This window comes from Mycobacterium sp. 1274761.0, assembly GCF_001668615.1.
In the GTDB taxonomy this organism is placed as follows: Bacteria; Actinomycetota; Actinomycetes; order Mycobacteriales; family Mycobacteriaceae; genus Mycobacterium.
On record NZ_LZMC01000057.1, the window covers coordinates 14,261 to 30,365 of the forward strand.

The 16,105-nt window shown below is 65.4% G+C and carries 17 protein-coding genes; 9 read left to right on the plus strand and 8 right to left on the minus strand.

The window, feature by feature from the left end; all coding sequences use genetic code 11:
• Positions 1–36 precede the first annotated feature (36 nt).
• Genes ipdC through echA20 form a run of 4 tightly spaced genes read right to left on the minus strand, consistent with a single transcriptional unit; the run spans position 37 to position 3,504 of the window.
• Entirely contained in the window at positions 37–1,107 is a 1,071-nt protein-coding gene (gene ipdC, locus A5651_RS10660; protein ID WP_066979447.1) for a (3aS,4S,5R,7aS)-5-hydroxy-7a-methyl-1-oxo-octahydro-1H-indene-4-carboxyl-CoA dehydrogenase, read from the minus strand.
• Positions 1,104–1,853: a cholesterol ring-cleaving hydrolase subunit IpdB gene (ipdB, locus tag A5651_RS10665; RefSeq protein WP_066979451.1), complete on the minus strand. Its 750-nt coding sequence runs from the start codon at positions 1,851–1,853 to the stop codon at positions 1,104–1,106. The genes ipdC and ipdB overlap by 4 nt, the downstream gene beginning before the upstream one ends.
• On the minus strand, positions 1,850–2,752 hold the full coding sequence (gene ipdA / locus A5651_RS10670) for a cholesterol ring-cleaving hydrolase subunit IpdA (RefSeq protein ID WP_066979454.1): 903 nt from the start codon (positions 2,750–2,752) through the stop codon (positions 1,850–1,852). Before ipdA ends, ipdB begins: the two co-directional genes overlap by 4 nt.
• Positions 2,749–3,504, minus strand: a complete 756-nt coding sequence (echA20, locus tag A5651_RS10675; protein WP_066979456.1) for a (7aS)-7a-methyl-1,5-dioxo-2,3,5,6,7,7a-hexahydro-1H-indene-carboxyl-CoA hydrolase — start codon at positions 3,502–3,504, stop codon at positions 2,749–2,751. The genes ipdA and echA20 overlap by 4 nt, the downstream gene beginning before the upstream one ends.
• A gap of 57 nt (positions 3,505–3,561) precedes the next feature.
• On the opposite strand from echA20, the gene A5651_RS10680 reads away from it, so the two are divergent.
• Complete coding sequence (locus tag A5651_RS10680; RefSeq protein ID WP_066979459.1) at positions 3,562–4,353, plus strand: SDR family oxidoreductase; 792 nt, start codon at positions 3,562–3,564, stop codon at positions 4,351–4,353.
• A 28-nt stretch (positions 4,354–4,381) separates the two neighbouring features.
• Positions 4,382–5,287: an SDR family oxidoreductase gene (locus A5651_RS10685; protein ID WP_066979462.1), complete on the plus strand. Its 906-nt coding sequence runs from the start codon at positions 4,382–4,384 to the stop codon at positions 5,285–5,287.
• Between the two features lie 11 nt (positions 5,288–5,298).
• Here A5651_RS10685 and A5651_RS10690 read toward each other — a convergent pair whose 3' ends face one another.
• From A5651_RS10690 to A5651_RS10700, 3 genes are read right to left on the minus strand one after another with little or no spacing between them, the layout of a single operon-like run.
• Positions 5,299–6,027: a hypothetical protein gene (locus tag A5651_RS10690; RefSeq protein WP_066979465.1), complete on the minus strand. Its 729-nt coding sequence runs from the start codon at positions 6,025–6,027 to the stop codon at positions 5,299–5,301.
• A 10-nt stretch (positions 6,028–6,037) separates the two neighbouring features.
• Positions 6,038–6,424: a hypothetical protein gene (locus tag A5651_RS10695; RefSeq protein ID WP_369803934.1), complete on the minus strand. Its 387-nt coding sequence runs from the start codon at positions 6,422–6,424 to the stop codon at positions 6,038–6,040.
• The gene (locus A5651_RS10700; RefSeq protein ID WP_066979468.1) at positions 6,424–7,587 is read right to left on the minus strand and encodes a steroid 3-ketoacyl-CoA thiolase; all 1,164 of its coding nucleotides are present in this window, start codon (positions 7,585–7,587) and stop codon (positions 6,424–6,426) included. The genes A5651_RS10695 and A5651_RS10700 overlap by 1 nt, the downstream gene beginning before the upstream one ends.
• A 117-nt stretch (positions 7,588–7,704) precedes the next feature.
• On the opposite strand from A5651_RS10700, the gene A5651_RS10705 reads away from it, so the two are divergent.
• The 6 genes from A5651_RS10705 (at position 7,705) to A5651_RS10730 (ending at position 13,791) form a co-directional block, all read left to right on the plus strand.
• Complete coding sequence (locus A5651_RS10705) at positions 7,705–8,964, plus strand: cytochrome P450 (protein WP_066979471.1); 1,260 nt, start codon at positions 7,705–7,707, stop codon at positions 8,962–8,964.
• A gap of 9 nt (positions 8,965–8,973) precedes the next feature.
• Positions 8,974–9,993, plus strand: a complete 1,020-nt coding sequence (locus A5651_RS10710) for an acyl-CoA dehydrogenase family protein (protein WP_066979475.1) — start codon at positions 8,974–8,976, stop codon at positions 9,991–9,993.
• Positions 9,993–11,156: an acyl-CoA dehydrogenase FadE29 gene (gene fadE29, locus A5651_RS10715; protein WP_066979478.1), complete on the plus strand. Its 1,164-nt coding sequence runs from the start codon at positions 9,993–9,995 to the stop codon at positions 11,154–11,156. The genes A5651_RS10710 and fadE29 overlap by 1 nt, the downstream gene beginning before the upstream one ends.
• 108 nt (positions 11,157–11,264) lie before the next feature.
• Positions 11,265–12,227, plus strand: coding sequence for a bifunctional MaoC family dehydratase N-terminal/OB-fold nucleic acid binding domain-containing protein (locus A5651_RS10720; protein WP_066979481.1), 963 nt, complete (start codon positions 11,265–11,267; stop codon positions 12,225–12,227).
• Entirely contained in the window at positions 12,224–12,625 is a 402-nt protein-coding gene (locus A5651_RS10725) for a MaoC family dehydratase (RefSeq protein WP_066979484.1), read from the plus strand. Before A5651_RS10720 ends, A5651_RS10725 begins: the two co-directional genes overlap by 4 nt.
• Complete coding sequence (locus tag A5651_RS10730) at positions 12,625–13,791, plus strand: lipid-transfer protein (RefSeq protein WP_066979488.1); 1,167 nt, start codon at positions 12,625–12,627, stop codon at positions 13,789–13,791. The genes A5651_RS10725 and A5651_RS10730 overlap by 1 nt, the downstream gene beginning before the upstream one ends.
• A 10-nt stretch (positions 13,792–13,801) precedes the next feature.
• On the opposite strand, the gene A5651_RS25335 is transcribed toward A5651_RS10730, so the two are convergent.
• Positions 13,802–13,972 carry a hypothetical protein gene (locus A5651_RS25335; RefSeq protein WP_156662817.1) on the minus strand — a complete coding sequence of 57 codons (171 nt, stop codon included), beginning with the start codon at positions 13,970–13,972 and terminating at the stop codon, positions 13,802–13,804.
• Positions 13,973–14,559: 587 nt separating this feature from the next.
• Between A5651_RS25335 and A5651_RS10735 the strand changes: the two genes are divergently transcribed.
• Entirely contained in the window at positions 14,560–16,098 is a 1,539-nt protein-coding gene (locus tag A5651_RS10735) for a sugar transferase (protein ID WP_066979492.1), read from the plus strand.
• Positions 16,099–16,105 lie beyond the last annotated feature (7 nt).

A 16,105-nucleotide genomic window follows, 5' to 3' on the forward strand; every position in this document is an offset into this window, starting at 1 on the left:
AGTATAGCTTCAGTTTTACAAGATAAAGCTATTAACTTAATCGATGAGGGCTGCGGCGGCCTGCAGGTGTTTGACCGCGTCGGTGACGATCCGCTCGATCAACTCGGCGCAGGACGGCAGGTCATCGAGGATGCCGGCCGCCTGACCTGACGCCAGCACGCCGGCATCGGTGTTGCCCTCGACCAGTCCGGCTTTGAGCAACATCGGAGTATTGGCCGCCATCACCACCTGCGACCAGGTGAGCTCCTTGCCATGGCGCATCTCCAACCCGTCGCTGATCATCGATCGCCACGTCATGCCGGACATCTTCTTGAACTTCTGGGCGTTGCGGACCGCCGCAGTGAAGCCACGCACCCGCGAACCGCTCTCGAGCTTTTCCACCAGCCCGGTGCGCAGCACGCGATGGGGCATGCCGTCGACCCGGGTGGAGACCACCGTGCCGTCGAGTCCCGCCTGCAGGTACCGCTGCTTGACGGCGTCGGGCACCGTCGAATCGGAGGTCAGCAGGAAGCGTGTACCCATCGCGACCCCCGCAGCGCCGTAGGACAGGGCGGCGGCCAGCCCTCGGCCGTCGAAGAATCCACCGGCGGCGACCACGGGTATGTCGGTGTCTTTCAACGCGTCCAGTACCGACGGCAGCAGCAACGTGGTGGCGATCGGCCCGGTGTGCCCACCGCCCTCGCCGCCCTGAACGATCACCGCGTCGGCGCCCCAGCCGGCCACCTTCTTGGCGTGCTTGGCCAGTCCCACCGACGGGATCACCACGACGCCCGCGTCTTTGAGCTTGGCGATCAGGTCGGGCTTCGGTGCCAGGGCAAACGAAGCTACCTTGACCCCTTCGCGGATCAGCAGGTCGATGCGCTCATTCGCATCACCCGCGTCGGCGCGGATGTTGATGCCGAACGGTTTGTCCGTCGCGGCCTTCACCTTTGTGACCGCGGTCTGCAGCTCGTCCAGCGTCATCGTCGCCGAGGCGAGAATGCCGAGGCCGCCGGCGTTCGAGGTCGCCGCCACCAGCCGCGCGCCGGCCACCCAGCCCATGCCGGTCTGGACCACCGGATGCTCGATACCGACCAATTCGGTGAGCGGGGTCCGCAGCCGGCTCATGATCGAATCTCTCTGTCCCGCAATGACTTGGGGTCGATCACCTCACGAAGCAGCTTGACTTCGTCGTCGGTGGGAAGCCGGGTCTCCGGCGCCTCGTCGAGGCCGTGCACATCGAAGGAGGTGTTCTCCCGGACCTGCTCGGCTTCAATGCCGGGGTGCAGCGACACCGCCCGCATAGTGTGGTCGGGGCCGTTGAAGTCGAAGACGCCGAGGTTCGACACCACCCGGTAGACGTCGACGAACCGGTAGGCCGGATTGCCGGGATCGACCTTGTCCCAGCCGATTCCGGAGACCACGTCGACATGAGCGCAGAACACCCGCTTGGAGTGATTGCCCACCCAGTAGCTGGTGGCGTGGTTGATGGAGTTGCCTGGGGCGCCCCGCACACCGAACATCTGCCGCGTCGGATGCTGCAGCGGCCCGAACGCCGAGAGATTCTGGTTGCCGAAGCGATCGATCTGGTTGGCCCCCATCACGACGTGGCGGCGTCCCCACGCCAGGGTTTCGAACACGCGCCCGAACGGCATCCAGCCCTCGATGGCGCCGGCCGCACCGAGGGCGGGCGTGTCGGCCAGCAGTCGGGCCTCGCCGTCGGTGAGCAGGATGTCGGGGGAGAACGTCAGGCGTGCCAGCCGGGCACCGATCGACACCATGTTGGCCATCGGGCTGACCATGATTTCGCCTGCGTCCCGGAACAATTCGGCGCAGGCGACGGCGCAGACCTCTGCGCGGGAAACCGAGATCATTGCTGCTCTCCAGACTTTGCGCTCCTCGCGTCCGCGGCAAACTTGCGCACGGCTGCTTGGTAGTCCGCCTCGCTACCGGACAGATACGTCTTGACGAACTCGGCCCAGGTCTCGTCTGAGCCGGCCGCCTCGGCATAGTGGCGCTGGAATTTCTCGTCGCGCTTGTAGTCGGGCTCGGCGGTGGTGAAGTGGGCACCGCCCGGGGCCTCGACGACACTGTCCACCATCATCCGGTTGATCAACAACGCCTGCGGTGGAACGGATTTCACCAGCTCCTCCGTTGGCACCACTCGCTCGACCGAGAGGAACCGCCGCTGCGCGGCCATCAGATAGAGGTCATCGAAGTACGGATCGATGCCGGTATAGGCCGCGTTGCCGCGCTCGTCGCCGATGTTCATGTGGACGAATGCCGCGTCGAGGTTCAGTGCGGGCATCGCGATGAGTTCCTCATGGCCGCCCTCGGTGGGGTATGGCGATGTCACGGTCTTGAGTTCGTCACCCCAGAACGCGCGCACATCGCTGCCGAGACCGGCGCGGATCGGCAGAAACGGAAGCCGTTGCGCCGCAGCCTGCAAGCCGCACCGCAGCATGCCTTCGTCCATCTCGCGCGATTCGATCGAACCGCTGGTGCGCGCCTTGGCGAACCAGGGGTCGTAGAACGGCGGCGAATCAAGCGATACGAAGCCGTAGTAGACCCGCTTGACCTTGCCCGCCGAGCACAGCAGTCCGATGTCCGGGCCGCCGTAGGTCACCACGGTCAGGTCGGTGACATCGCTGCGCAGCAGCGCTCGCACGAACGCCATCGGTTTGCGTCGCGACCCCCAGCCGCCGATGCCGATGGTCATACCGCTCTCGATGGCGGCGACAGCCTCGTCGGGAGTCGTTCTCTTGTCTGTCATCGATCCCCTTTGTCCGTTCCGGCGAACGCGTCGCGATGCTCGTCGGACACCCCGGAGAGGTTGAGCTCGAATGTGAAGCCCTGCTCCATCCGGTAGCTGGAGTTGACCTTCTGCACGTCGATGAAGTTCAAGGCCTCCTTGGCCGCCCGTATCACCCGGGTATCCTTCGACGCGATATCCCGCGCGACGCGCAGCGCCGACTCGTCGAGCTCCGCTCGCGGCACCACCTCGTGCACCGACCCGAAACGGTGCAGGGTCGCGGCGTCGACGGTGGCGGCGGTAAAGAACAGCCGCCGCATCATGTGTTGCGGCACTAGCCGTGACAGGTGGGTGGCCGCACCGAGCGCACCGCGTTCCACCTCGGGCAGGCCGAAGGTCGCGTCGTCGGAGGCGACGATCACGTCGGCGTTGCCCACCAGCCCGATGCCGCCGCCCACACAGAATCCGTTGACTGCGGCCACGACCGGGACCGCACACTCGTACACCGCGCGGAACGCCTCGAAGCAACCGCGGTTGGCGTCGATCAGCGCGGTGAAACCCTCGGTATTTTGCATCTCTTTGATGTCGACGCCGGCGTTGAACCCGCGGCCCTCGGCACGCAGGATCACGACGTGGGTGGACTGGTCACGGCCGGCGGCGGTGATCGCGTCGGCGAGCTCGAACCAACCGCGGGACGGGATCGCGTTGACGGGCGGGTAGTCGACGGTGACCGAGGCGATGCCCGGCTCCACCGTTTTAGTGGTGATCGTCATGGAGGCTCCTGCAGGGGTCGGCTACCTAAGCAAGCACTTGCTTGGTACGCTAGCACAGTGACCGACGCCGCTGACAGTGCTGGTTTGAAAGGCATCAACCTGCAATTGACCGGTCGAGTCGTGCTCGTGACGGGCGGCGTGCGAGGGGTCGGGGCTGGCATCAGCGCCGTCTTCGCCGCCCAGGGGGCAACCGTGGTGACGTGCGCGCGACGACCGGTCGACGGATCGCCCTATGAGTTCCACCCGTGTGACGTCCGCGACGACGACTCGGTGAAGGCGCTCGTGGAGAAGATCGTCGCCACGCACGGGGCTCTGGACGTGGTGGTCAACAACGCCGGCGGATCGCCGTATGTACTGGCTGCCGACGCATCGGCGAAATTCAGCAGCAAGATCGTGGAACTCAACCTCCTTGGGCCGCTCTCGGTTTCGACGCACGCGAACGCCGTCATGCAGAACCAAGCGCGCGGCGGGTCCATCGTGAACATCGCCAGCGTCAGCGGCAGGCGGCCGACACCGGGCACGGTGGCTTACGGCGCGGCGAAGGCCGGACTGGAGAGCGTCACCAGCACGCTGGCCGTCGAATGGGCGCCGAAGGTGCGGGTGAACTCCGTCGTGGTCGGCATGGTGGAGACCGAACAATCCGAATTGTTCTACGGCGACGCCGATTCCATCGCGGCCATCTCTCGCAACGTCCCGCTCGGCAGGCTCGCGACGCCGGCCGACGTCGGTTGGGCCGCGGCGTTCCTGGCCTCCGACGCGGCGTCCTATATCAGCGGCGCGTCGCTCGAAGTGCACGGCGGCGGCGAGCCGCCACATTACCTGGGAACCACAACCGCCAACCTCAAATGAACTTCAAATAAACAAGGAGACAACGGATATGGGACTGCTCGACGGCCGCGTGGTCATCGTGACGGGCGCCGGTGGCGGCATCGGACGCGCGCATGCGCTGGCGTTCGCCGCCGAAGGGGCGCGAGTCGTGGTGAACGATATCGGAGTCGGTCTTGACGGTTCCCCGGCCAGCGGCGGCAGCGCCGCACAAGGCGTCGTCGACGAAATCACCTCCGCTGGAGGGGAAGCCGTGGCCAGCGGTGCCAACGTCGCTGACTGGGCACAGGCCGAAGGCCTCATCCAGACGGCGGTCGACAGTTTCGGCGGCCTCGACGTGCTGGTCAACAACGCCGGCATCGTGCGCGACCGGATGTTCGCCAACACCAGCGAAGAGGAATTCGACGCGGTCATCGCGGTGCACCTCAAAGGACACTTCGCGACGATGCGGCACGCGGCGGCATACTGGCGCGCACAGTCCAAGGCCGGTAGTACCCCCGACGCCCGCATCATCAACACCAGCTCGGGAGCCGGCCTGCAGGGCAGTGTCGGTCAGGCGAACTACAGCGCGGCCAAGGCAGGCATTGCGGCCATGACACTGGTCGGTGCCGCGGAGATGGCTCGTTACGGCGTCACCGTCAACGCCATCGCTCCCTCGGCGCGCACCCGCATGACCGAGACCGTCTTCGCCGACATGATGTCGACGCAGGACAAGGACTTCGATTCGATGGCGCCAGAGAATATTTCACCGCTGGTGGTGTGGCTTGGCAGCGTCGAGTCGCGCGATGTCACCGGCCGGATGTTTGAGGTCGAAGGCGGCATTATCCGCGTCGCGGAGGGGTGGTCACACGGCCCCGAGATCGACAAGGGGGCCCGCTGGGATCCCACCGAGCTGGGGCCCGTGGTCAACGATCTGCTCGCCAAGGCGCGGCCGCCGGTACCGGTTTTCGGCGCCTGACGAAGCGCAAACTACTTTTTCAGACGCCGGCTTCCTCCATGCCAATCTTCCTGTTGGCCAACGGATTCAGGGTCGACACCGAAGCTGGTGAGCTGCGGGCGCTCGCGCAGGCTCCGTTTCAATTCGGCGAAGCCCCCGAATTCGGCGAGGCCGACCACGTGATCCCACAGCCGCACGGCGTCCTCGGTGCTGGGCAGCCGGCTGATCACCGGGCCGAAGAACGCGGTGCCCTCCGGCGGATTGAAATGCAGGATCGGGGTGCCGACATCACGGCCGGTGAGCGCGAGCGCCTCCTCGGTCTCGGCGCGGATCTCGTCGTCGAGCGACGTGTCGTCCAGCGCGTCGGCAACCTCGACCGGCAACCCGGCCGCGACGAGCAACGGTTCAAGCACCCGTCGCGCGCCTTGGTCGGCACCCGACAGCGGATCCACTTTGCGCGACGTGTCGAACAGCCGGGTGCCGATCGCCTCGTACAGCGGCCCGACAGCATCCCGCCCGTGCGCGGCGCGGATACGTGCGGCGACCCGCAGCAGCCGCAGCCCGGCGGTATGCCCGGCTTCGTACTCCGGCGGGAAATGCGTCTCGTAGTCGATGTGCGCGTTGAGGATTCGCAATGAGATGAACCGCCAGTCCACCCGGTAGTTTCGCTGCTGCGCGACGATTCGCACCCACTTGCTGGTCAACCAGGCGAACGGGCAGACGGGATCGAAGTAGAAATGCAGATCGTAGGAATCGGTCATCGCGTGGCAGCTACGACATCAGAAACGGCCGTACGACCGCCCGGATGTGATGGATCTGGCCGTCCGCGGCAGGGATCACGAAGGTCTCGTCGACGTGCGCGCCGACCCGGCGCCCGGCCAGCGACGGGCGGGTCGTCAAGTCGAACCGCGCCCGCACCGTGTCACCGTCCACCGTGAACTCGGGGGTCGAAGCGGATGCGATGACACGGTACTGCGGGCCACCATTGAGGCTGCGCCGCAGGTGGTTTCCCGAAAACCCGGTCTTGACGCCGAATTCGATGCGGGTGCAATTCGGTGCGAACGGCACCGCGCCGGCATCGTGGTTCACCAGCGCGTCGATGTAGGCCTGCGCGGCCGCGATGCGCTCGGCTTCGGTGAAGATCCGGGTCTCGGTCACTAGATCCGCTCGAGGATGGTGCCGGTGGACAGCGCACCGCCCGCGCACATCGTCACCAGCGCGGTGCTCTTGTCGGTGCGCTCCAGTTCATGAAGCGCGGTGGTGATCAACCGGCTGCCGGTGCTGCCGACCGGATGGCCGAGCGCGATGGCGCCACCGTTGACGTTCACCTTGTCCATGTCCGGGTTGTGCACCCGCGCCCACGACAACACGACCGACGCGAACGCCTCGTTTATCTCGGTGATGTCGATGTCGCCCATCTTCATCCCGGCCTTCTCCAGCACCTTCGCCGTCGACTGCACCGGGCCGTCGAGGTGGTAGTACGGCTCGGCCCCCACCAGCGCCTGGCTGACGATCCGCGCCCGCGGCCGCAGCCCAAGCGCCTTGGCCTTGTCCTCGTCCATCCACAGCACCGCGGCGGCACCGTCGGAAATCTGCGACGACGTACCTGCGGTGTGGATACCGCCGTCCAACACCGGCTTCAGCGACGCCAGCCCTTCCAGGGTGGTGTCGCGCAGCCCCTGGTCGCGCGTGACGAACGCGCGCTCGGACGTCGGCTGCTTCTGCTCGTCGAGCACCGGCGCCTCGACGGGTGAGATCTCCCGGTCGAAGCGACCTTCGGCCCAGGCCTGCTTGGCCCGCAGCTGCGATTGGAATCCCCACTGGTCGATGTCCTCGCGGGTGATTCCGCGGCGCTTGGCAATCCGCTCGGCGGCGGTGAACTGATCGGGCAGGTCGATGTCCCACGACGACGGCCGCAGCACCGAGCGGTCGGGTCCGGCGTTGGCGCCCAACCCGATCACGCTCATCGACTCGATACCGCAGGCGACGCCGACGTCGATGGCACCGGAGGCGATCAGGCCCGCGATCAGATGATTGGCCTGCTGGCCGCTGCCGCATTGGCAGTCCACGGTGGTGGCACCGACATGCTCCGGCAGGCCGGCGACCAACCACGCCACGCGGCTGACGTTGTTGGACTGCTGCGCGAACTGAGTCACGCAGCCGCCGATGACCTGCTCCACTTCGGCGGGGTCGATGCCCGCCTTCTCCACTACCGCCCTCTGCACCGCGCCGAGAAGCTCGGTCGGATGCAGGCCTGACAACCATCCGTTGCGCTTGCCGATCGGGCTGCGGGTGGCTTCAACGATGACAGGGTTACCCATTCCGCCAGGCTAGAACACGTTTCATTACTCTGACAAGCTGCGTTGGGGGCGAGCCTTTGATCTGCGTAGAAGGCATGTTTTACTGGCACTAGAACACGTTGCAATAAGGAGTTCTCCATGGGTTGCCCCATTTCGCCCGAATTCGACTTCCTCGACGCGAGCCTGAACCTCGAGCGTCTGCCCGTCGAGGAACTCGCCGAGCTGCGCAAGTCTGAGCCTATCCACTGGGTCGACGTGCCCGCGGGCACCGGCGGGTTCGGTGACAAAGGCTATTGGCTGGTCACCAAGCACGCCGACGTCAAAGAGGTGTCAAAGCGCAACGACGTCTTCGGCAGCTCGCCCGATGGCGCCATCCCGGTCTGGCCGCAGGACATGACCCGAGAAGCCATCGACTTGCAGCGCAGCGTGCTGCTGAACATGGACGCACCCCAGCACACTCGACTGCGCAAGATCATCTCGCGCGGTTTCACCCCGCGGGCCATCGGGCGGATCGAGGACGAGCTGCGGGTACGCGCGCAGAAGATCGCCGAAACCGCCGCGGCCGAGGGATCCGGCGACTTCGTCGAGCAGGTGTCCTGCGAGCTGCCGCTGCAGGCGATCGCGGGGCTGCTCGGCGTCCCCCAAGAGGACCGCGACAAGCTGTTCCGGTGGTCCAACGAGATGACCGCCGGTGAAGATCCGGAATACGCCCACATCGATCCCGCGGTTTCGTCGTTCGAGCTGATCCAGTACGCGATGAAGATGGCCGAGGACCGCGCCAAGACCCCCACCGACGACATCGTCACCAAGCTCATCGAGGCGGATATCGAGGGCGAGAAGCTCTCGGACGACGAATTCGGCTTCTTCGTCGTGATGCTGGCGGTGGCCGGCAACGAAACCACGCGTAACTCGATCACACACGGCATGATCGCGTTCTCGCGGAACCCCGATCAGTGGGAGCTGTACAAGAAGCGACGCCCCGAAACCGCCGCCGACGAGATCGTCCGCTGGGCGACGCCCGTCTCGGCGTTCCAGCGCACCGCGCTCGAGGACGTCGAATTGGGCGGCGTGCAGATCAAGAAGGGTCAGCGCGTCGTAATGTCCTATCGCTCAGCGAATTTCGATGAAGACGTTTTCGACGAGCCGCACACGTTCAACATCCTGCGCGACCCGAACCCGCACGTCGGGTTCGGCGGCACCGGCGCGCACTACTGCATAGGCGCCAACCTCGCCAAGATGACGATCAACCTGATCTTCAACGCCGTCGCCGACCACATGCCCGACCTCAAGCCCATCGGCGAGCCGGAGCGGCTCAAGTCGGGGTGGTTGAACGGCATCAAGCACTGGCAGGTTGACTACACCGGCGCCAATGCGCAGAAGTGTCCGGTCAGCCAGTAGGAGGATTCGGTGGATTTCACTCCCGACGAAGGGCAGCAGGCCGTCGCCGACGTCGTCAACTCGGTACTCGAACGCGACAACACGTGGGACGCTCTGGTCGCCGGTGGTGTGACGGCACTAGGTGTACCCGAGCGGCTCGGGGGTGACGGTGTCGGGCTGGCCGAGTTGTCGACGGCGCTGACCGAGATCGGCAGGCACGGCACGACGGGCCCCGCGCTGTCGGTGATCGGTGCCACCGTCGTGCTTCTGGACTTGGCCTCCGAGGCCCAGCAGGACCGCTATCTCGCAAGCGTTGCCAAGGGCTCGATCGTGACACTGGCCGTCAACGAACCGGGCGCCGCACTGCCAGACAAGCCGGCGGCGACCCTGTCGGACGGCACACTCAACGGCACGAAAATCGGCGTTGGGTATGCGGGACAAGCGGACTGGCTTATCGTGACGGCCGATACCGGCGTCGTCGTGGTGTCCGCCAAGGCCGGCGGTGTCACGGCCACCAAGACCCCGACGGCCAACCACTCCGATGAGTACGTGGTGACGTTCTCCGACGTCGCGGTGCCAGGCGATGACGTGCTTGCCGACGCGCAGCCCAAGCGCGTGAATCAGCTGGCGCTCGCGACCACCGGCTCGTTCGCGGCCGGGCTTGTCGCCGGCGCGCTGCGCCTGACCGCCGATTACGTCGCCAACCGCGAACAGTTTGGCAAGCCGTTGTCGACGTTCCAGACCGTCGCCGCGCAGCTGGCCGAGGTGTATATCGCTTCGCGCACACTGACTTTGGCCGCCAACTCGGTGGCGTGGCGGCTGACCGAGGGGCTCGACGCCGATGAGGACCTCGACGTGCTGGGCTACTGGCTCGCGTCGCAGGCGCCGCCGGTGATGCAGCTCTGCCACCATCTGCACGGCGGAATGGGCATGGACATCGCTTACCCGATGGACCGCTACTACTCGACGATCAAGGACCTCACCCGGCTGGTGGGTGGTCCATCACAGCGGCTGGCTCGTCTCGGGTCCTCGACTCTGGTGGGAGCGTAATGTACATCGAGCTGACGCCCGAGCAGAAGAAACTGCAAGCGGAACTGCGCGAGTACTTTTCGAACCTCATCACCCCGGAAGAAGCCGCGGAGATGGAGACGGACCGCCACGGCAAGGCGTACCGGGCGGTCATCAAGCGGATGGGTTCCGACGGCAAGCTCGGCGTCGGCTGGCCGAAGGAGTTCGGCGGCCTCGGCTACGGACCGGTGGAGCAGTCGATCTTCGTCAACGAGGCGCACCGCGCCGATGTGCCGCTTCCCGCCGTCACGCTGCAGACGGTCGGGCCGACCCTGCAGGTGTACGGCAGCGACGCGCAGAAGAAGAAGTTCCTACCGGCCATCCTGGCGGGCGAGGTTCACTTCGCGATCGGCTACACCGAGCCCGAGGCCGGCACTGATCTGGCGTCGCTGCGCACCACGGCGGTCCGCCAGGGCGACGAGTACATCGTCAACGGCCAGAAGGTGTTCACCACCGGCGGCCACGACGCCGACTACGTGTGGCTGGCCTGCCGCACCGATCCGGAAGCCGCCAAGCACAAGGGCATCTCGATTCTCATCGTGGACACCAAAGACCCAGGCTACTCGTGGACGCCGATGATCCTGTCCGACGGCGCACACCACACCAACGCCACGTACTACAACGATGTGCGGGTGCCCGCCGACATGCTCGTCGGCGAGGAAAACGGTGGCTGGCGGCTGATCACCACCCAGCTCAACAACGAGCGGGTGATGCTTGGACCGGCCGGCCGGTTCGCGTCGCTGTATGACCGCATCCACGCGTGGGCCTCGGCGCCGGGCAGCAGCGGGGCCATCCCGCTCGACCACGACGACGTCAAGCGTTCGCTCGGTGAGCTGCGGGCGATGTGGCGCATCAACGAGCTGCTCAACTGGCAGGTGGCCGCCTCGGGCGAGACCATCGACGTTGCAGACGCCGCGGCGACGAAAGTGTTTGGCACCGAACGTATTCAGTACGCGGGACGGCTGGCTGAGGACATCGTCGGAGCCCACGGCAACCCCGCTGACCCGCACACGGCCGAACTGCTCGAGTGGTTGGACAGCCAGACGAAGCGGAACCTGGTCATCACATTCGGGGGCGGAGTGAATGAGGTGATGCGCGAAATGATCGCTGCCGCAGGCCTGAAGGTCCCGCGGGTGCCGCGATGAGCGCTTGCGCGAAGTGGGGCCACGGTCGAAGAGCAGGGGACAGAGGGCAGCGATGAGCGCTTGCGCGAAGTGGGGCCACGGTCGAAGAGCAGGGGACAGAGGGCAGCGGTGACACCGGAGGAGATCCACAAGACCGTCGCGGACATCAAGGCGGCGGGGCCCAGTAAGCCGCGGGCGGGCCGCGACCCGGTGAACCAGCCAATGATCCGGCACTGGGTCGATGCAATCGGCGACGCGAACCCGATCTACATCGACGAGGGGGCCGCGCAGGCGGCGGGTCACCCGGGGATCGTCGCCCCGCCGGCGATGATCCAGGTCTGGACGATGATGGGCCTCGGGGGCCAACGCCCCGGAGACGACCCGATCGGTCCGATCATGGAATTGTTCGACCAAGCAGGTTACGTCGGCGTCGTCGCGACCAACTGCGACCAGACCTACCACCGGTATCTGCGGCCGGGAGAAGAGGTCAGTGTCGTCGCCGAACTGACCGACGTCGTGGGCCCGAAGCAGACCGCTCTGGGTGAGGGTTACTTCATCAGTCAGCGGATCACGTGGCAGGTCGGCGATGAGGATATCGCCGAAATGGATTGGCGCATCCTCAAGTTCATTCCACGAGACTCCGGCGGCAGCGCATCGGCCACGGTTCCCGAGGATCTCGACGCCGACGCGATGATGCGGCCCGCATCCTCACGAGACACCAAGTTCTTCTGGGACGGCGTCAACGCCCACCAGTTGCGCATCCAGAAGCGGGCTGACGGCAGCTTGCAGCACCCGCCGGTGCCCGCGTTGTGGCAGGAAAAAGAAGCCGAGATCGACTACCAGGTCGCCAGCGGCAAGGGCACGGTCTTCAGCTTCGTCGTGCATCACGCACCAAAGGTGCCGGGGCGGACGCTGCCGTTCGTCATCGCGCTCGTCGAGCTGGAGGAGGGCGTGCGGATGCTGGGCGAGCTGCGCAACGTGGACCCGGCGACGGTGGAAATCGGAATGCCGGTCCGCGCAACCTATATCGACTTCCCCGAGGGCCCCAACGGCCCAGCGTGGACGCTATACGCATGGGAGCCCGACTCATGAGCGCACCAAGCATCGAGGTCGGCACGAAGCTGCCAGAGCTCGCGCTCTACGGCGATCCGACCTTCATCGTGTCGACGGCCATCGCCACCCGGGACTATCAGGACGTCCACCACGACCGCGATAAGGCGCAGGCGAAGGGGTCCAAGGACATCTTCGTCAACATCCTCACCGACACCGGCCTGGTACAGCGCTACGTCACCGACTGGGCGGGGCCGACTGCGATCATCAAGTCGATCAAGTTGCGGCTCGGCGTGCCCTGGTATGCCTACGACACGGTGACATTCAAAGGCGAGGTCACCGACGTCACCGACGGGCTGATTACGGTGAAAGTCGTTGGCAGCAACAGCCTTGGCGATCATGTCGTTGCGACCTCCACGTTGACGATCGGAGGGGTCTGATGCCCAGCCCGTTGAGCGGCAAGGCAGCCATCGTCGGAATCGGCGCCACCGACTTCTCGAAGAACTCGGGCCGAAGCGAGCTGCGGCTGGCCTCTGAAGCGGTGCTCGATGCGCTCGAGGACGCGGGTCTGACGCCGTCTGACGTGGACGGCATGGTCACGTTCACGATGGACTCCAACACCGAGGTCGCGATCGCACGCGCCACCGGCATCGGTGAGCTGAAGTTCTTCTCGAAGATTCATCACGGCGGTGGCGCCGCATGCGCGACCATTCAGCAGGCCGCGATCGCGGTCGCGACCGGGGTCGCCGATTGTGTTGTTGCGTACCGGGCGTTCAACGAACGCTCGGGTCAGCGGTTCGGCCAGGTGCAGATGCGGCTGGTGGAAAACGCCGACTCCACGGGCGTGGACAATTCGTTCTCCTACCCGCACGGGCTGTCCACACCCGCGGCGCAGGTGGCGATGATCGCCAGGCGCTACATGCACCTGTCAGGCGCGACGAGCAAGGACTTCGGAGTCGTCTCGGTGGCCGACCGCAAGCACGCGGCCAAGAACCCCAAGGCGTATTTCTACGAGAAGCCGATAACTCTTGACGATCACCAGAATTCGCGATGGATCGCAGAGCCGCTGCGGCTGCTTGACTGCTGCCAGGAGACCGATGGGGGCGTCGCGCTGGTCGTGACGTCAGTGGAACGGGCGAACGACCTCAAGCACCGGCCTGCGGTGATCGAGGCGGCGTCGCAGGGCTCGAGCCCGGATCAATATTCGATGGTCAGCTACTACCGGCCTGAGTTGGGGCTGCCCGAGATGGGTCTGGTGGGCAGACAGTTGTGGGAGCAGTCCGGGCTGACGCCGGCCGACATCCAGACCGCGGTCCTGTATGACCACTTCACTCCGTTCACCCTGATTCAGTTGGAGGAGTTGGGGTTCTGCGGAAAGGGTGAGGCCAAGGACTTCATCGCCGACGGCGCGATCGAGGTCGGCGGCAGGCTGCCCATCAACACCCACGGCGGTCAGCTCGGTGAGGCATACATCCACGGCATGAACGGAATCGCCGAGGGCGTGCGACAGCTACGCGGTACGTCGGTCAACCCGGTGCCCGACGTCGAGCACGTGTTGGTCACCGCGGGCACCGGCGTGCCGACGTCGGGTCTCATCCTCGGCTGAAAGGCAATCTCTAGACCGCGAATGCGGGTTCGTAGGCTTCGAATACCGCGCAGCGGGGTAGGCCGACGAGCGCCCGCGCGGTCCAGCGCCGCGCCAGATGCGGGATGAAGCCCTCGACCGTGACGCTGGCCGAATTCGTCTTGAGCGTCGACAGCCGAGACCAGGCCTCGGGTCCGATCACCCTTGAAGGTGAGCATCAGTGCCTGCTGGCATCTGGCATTGCCCTAGCGGGCCCTGCGATGGCGAAGCGTCTCCGGACGAGCGAGAGGGCCACCGAGCTCCTCGGTGGTAGTTCCGTTGCCTATGCAGATTGCTAAATCTGCACATAGATGCACATAACCTACGCGTAACCCGGCGAAAATCCGCCCGTGTCCTGCGTACTGATGCCAACAGAAAAAAGCAGGTACAACGGTAAACACAGTGGTCAGGGTTTGGTGGACGAAAGCCTGAAACGGCGGTCGCTCCATAAAACGCACAACAAATTTGCTAGATTCGCCTTGCCGGGCGAAAGTCCGGGTGGTAGCTTCCCTCTTCATAAGGACCGTCGGGCGGGGCAATCTCACGATCAGCTAATCCGATGAAATTTGCACATCGTTAATCGGACATTGCGGAACTCTCAAGCAAAGGGGGGCCTGTGCCACGGCAAGGAATTCGTTTCGGGAAGCCACCGTCAACTCGTCGCGCCTGCCGCTCATGGCGCGCTTCGATAGCCGGCGGAGTCGGCGTACCCCTCGTCGACTCCGCCGACTCTCTAACCAGGTGTAAGCGATGGTGATCCAGCAAGGCCAGCGTGCTTTCATCGAAGCACCGGATGACGCCCTTGCGTCACATCGAGCAGAACTCGCGGTGGTCGCCTCGCACGCAGTCGAGGCGAATGAGGCTCCCGTTCGACGTCTGAATTGGGTACGGCGATACACAAACTGGTTGCGGATAACCGACACTGCTGTCGTCGCCGTCGCCGTCCTGCTCGCGCAGTACGTGCGCTTCGGCAGCACCCCCGCCGCGGCAGGCCACTACGAAACGGTCTACTCGGCGGTTCTGGCCGCGATCTGGCTGGCCGCCCTGGCGGGTATGCGCACCCGCTCCCCCAAGTACATCGGCGCGGGCATCGAAGAATATCGGCGGGTAGTGGCGGCGTCCTTCTGGACCTTCGGCGCGGTGGCCATCGCCGAACTGCTGATGAAACTCGAAGTTTCGCGCGGCTACCTCGCTGTCGCGCTTCCGGTCGGGATCGTCGGTCTCGTCCTGAGCCGTTGGCAATGGCGCGGATACGTGGTTCGCCAGCGCAGGATGGGCAGCTGCCAGACCACGGTGCTCGCGATCGGCGACCGGAACGCGGTGGTCAATCTCGCCGACGAGCTGACCAGCAGCCCGGATTACGGATACCGCGTCGTCGGGATCGCGATTCCCGGCTATGGACCGCCGCGTGAAGAGCACCTCACGATCAACGATCGGCAGATCCCCGTCATCGGCGGCGAAGGTCATGTGCTGGAAGCCATTCGCAGTCGAGGTGTCGACAAGGTGGCGATCGCGGGGACGGATCACTTCGGCGTCACAGGGATTCGCCGGCTCATGTGGGAGCTCGAACCGATGGGCGTCGAACTCGTCGTATCGCCAGGAGTGATGGACGTCGCGCGCTCGCGATTGGTGATGCGACCGATCGCTGGCCTGCCGCTTCTCTACATCGACAAGCCGCAATACCATGGCGCGAAGCGGTTCGAGAAACGCGCGTTCGACTTCACGTTCGCGGTGGCGGCGCTGACAGCCAGCCTGCCGCTGCTATTGATTGCGGCCTTGGCGATCAAAATCACAAGCAAGGGGCCGATCTTCTACAGAGCGGAACGCATCGGCATGGACGGCAGGCCGTTCATGATGTTCAAGTTCCGCACGATGGTCGAGGATGCCGATCGGGAGTTGGCCACCCTGCTCTCCGCCAACGAATCTGACGGCCTGCTCTTCAAGATGAAGAACGACCCCCGCGTCACTCCGGTGGGCCGGGTTCTGCGCCGGTTCAGCGTCGACGAGCTCCCGCAGTTCATCAATGTGCTTCGTCGGGAGATGAGCGTGGTCGGGCCTCGGCCGCCACTCCGGCGCGAAGTCGAGGCTTATGACGACGACGTCCAGCGACGGCTCCTCGTGAAGCCCGGCGTGACGGGCCTGTGGCAGGTGAGCGGAAGGTCGGACCTGCCCTGGGATAAGTCGGTGCGCCTTGACCTTTCGTATGTCGACAACTGGTCGATGGTGGGCGACATCCTGATCATCGCCAAGACATTGCGCGCAGTGGTCGAGCGCCGAGGAGCGTACTGAGGCAACC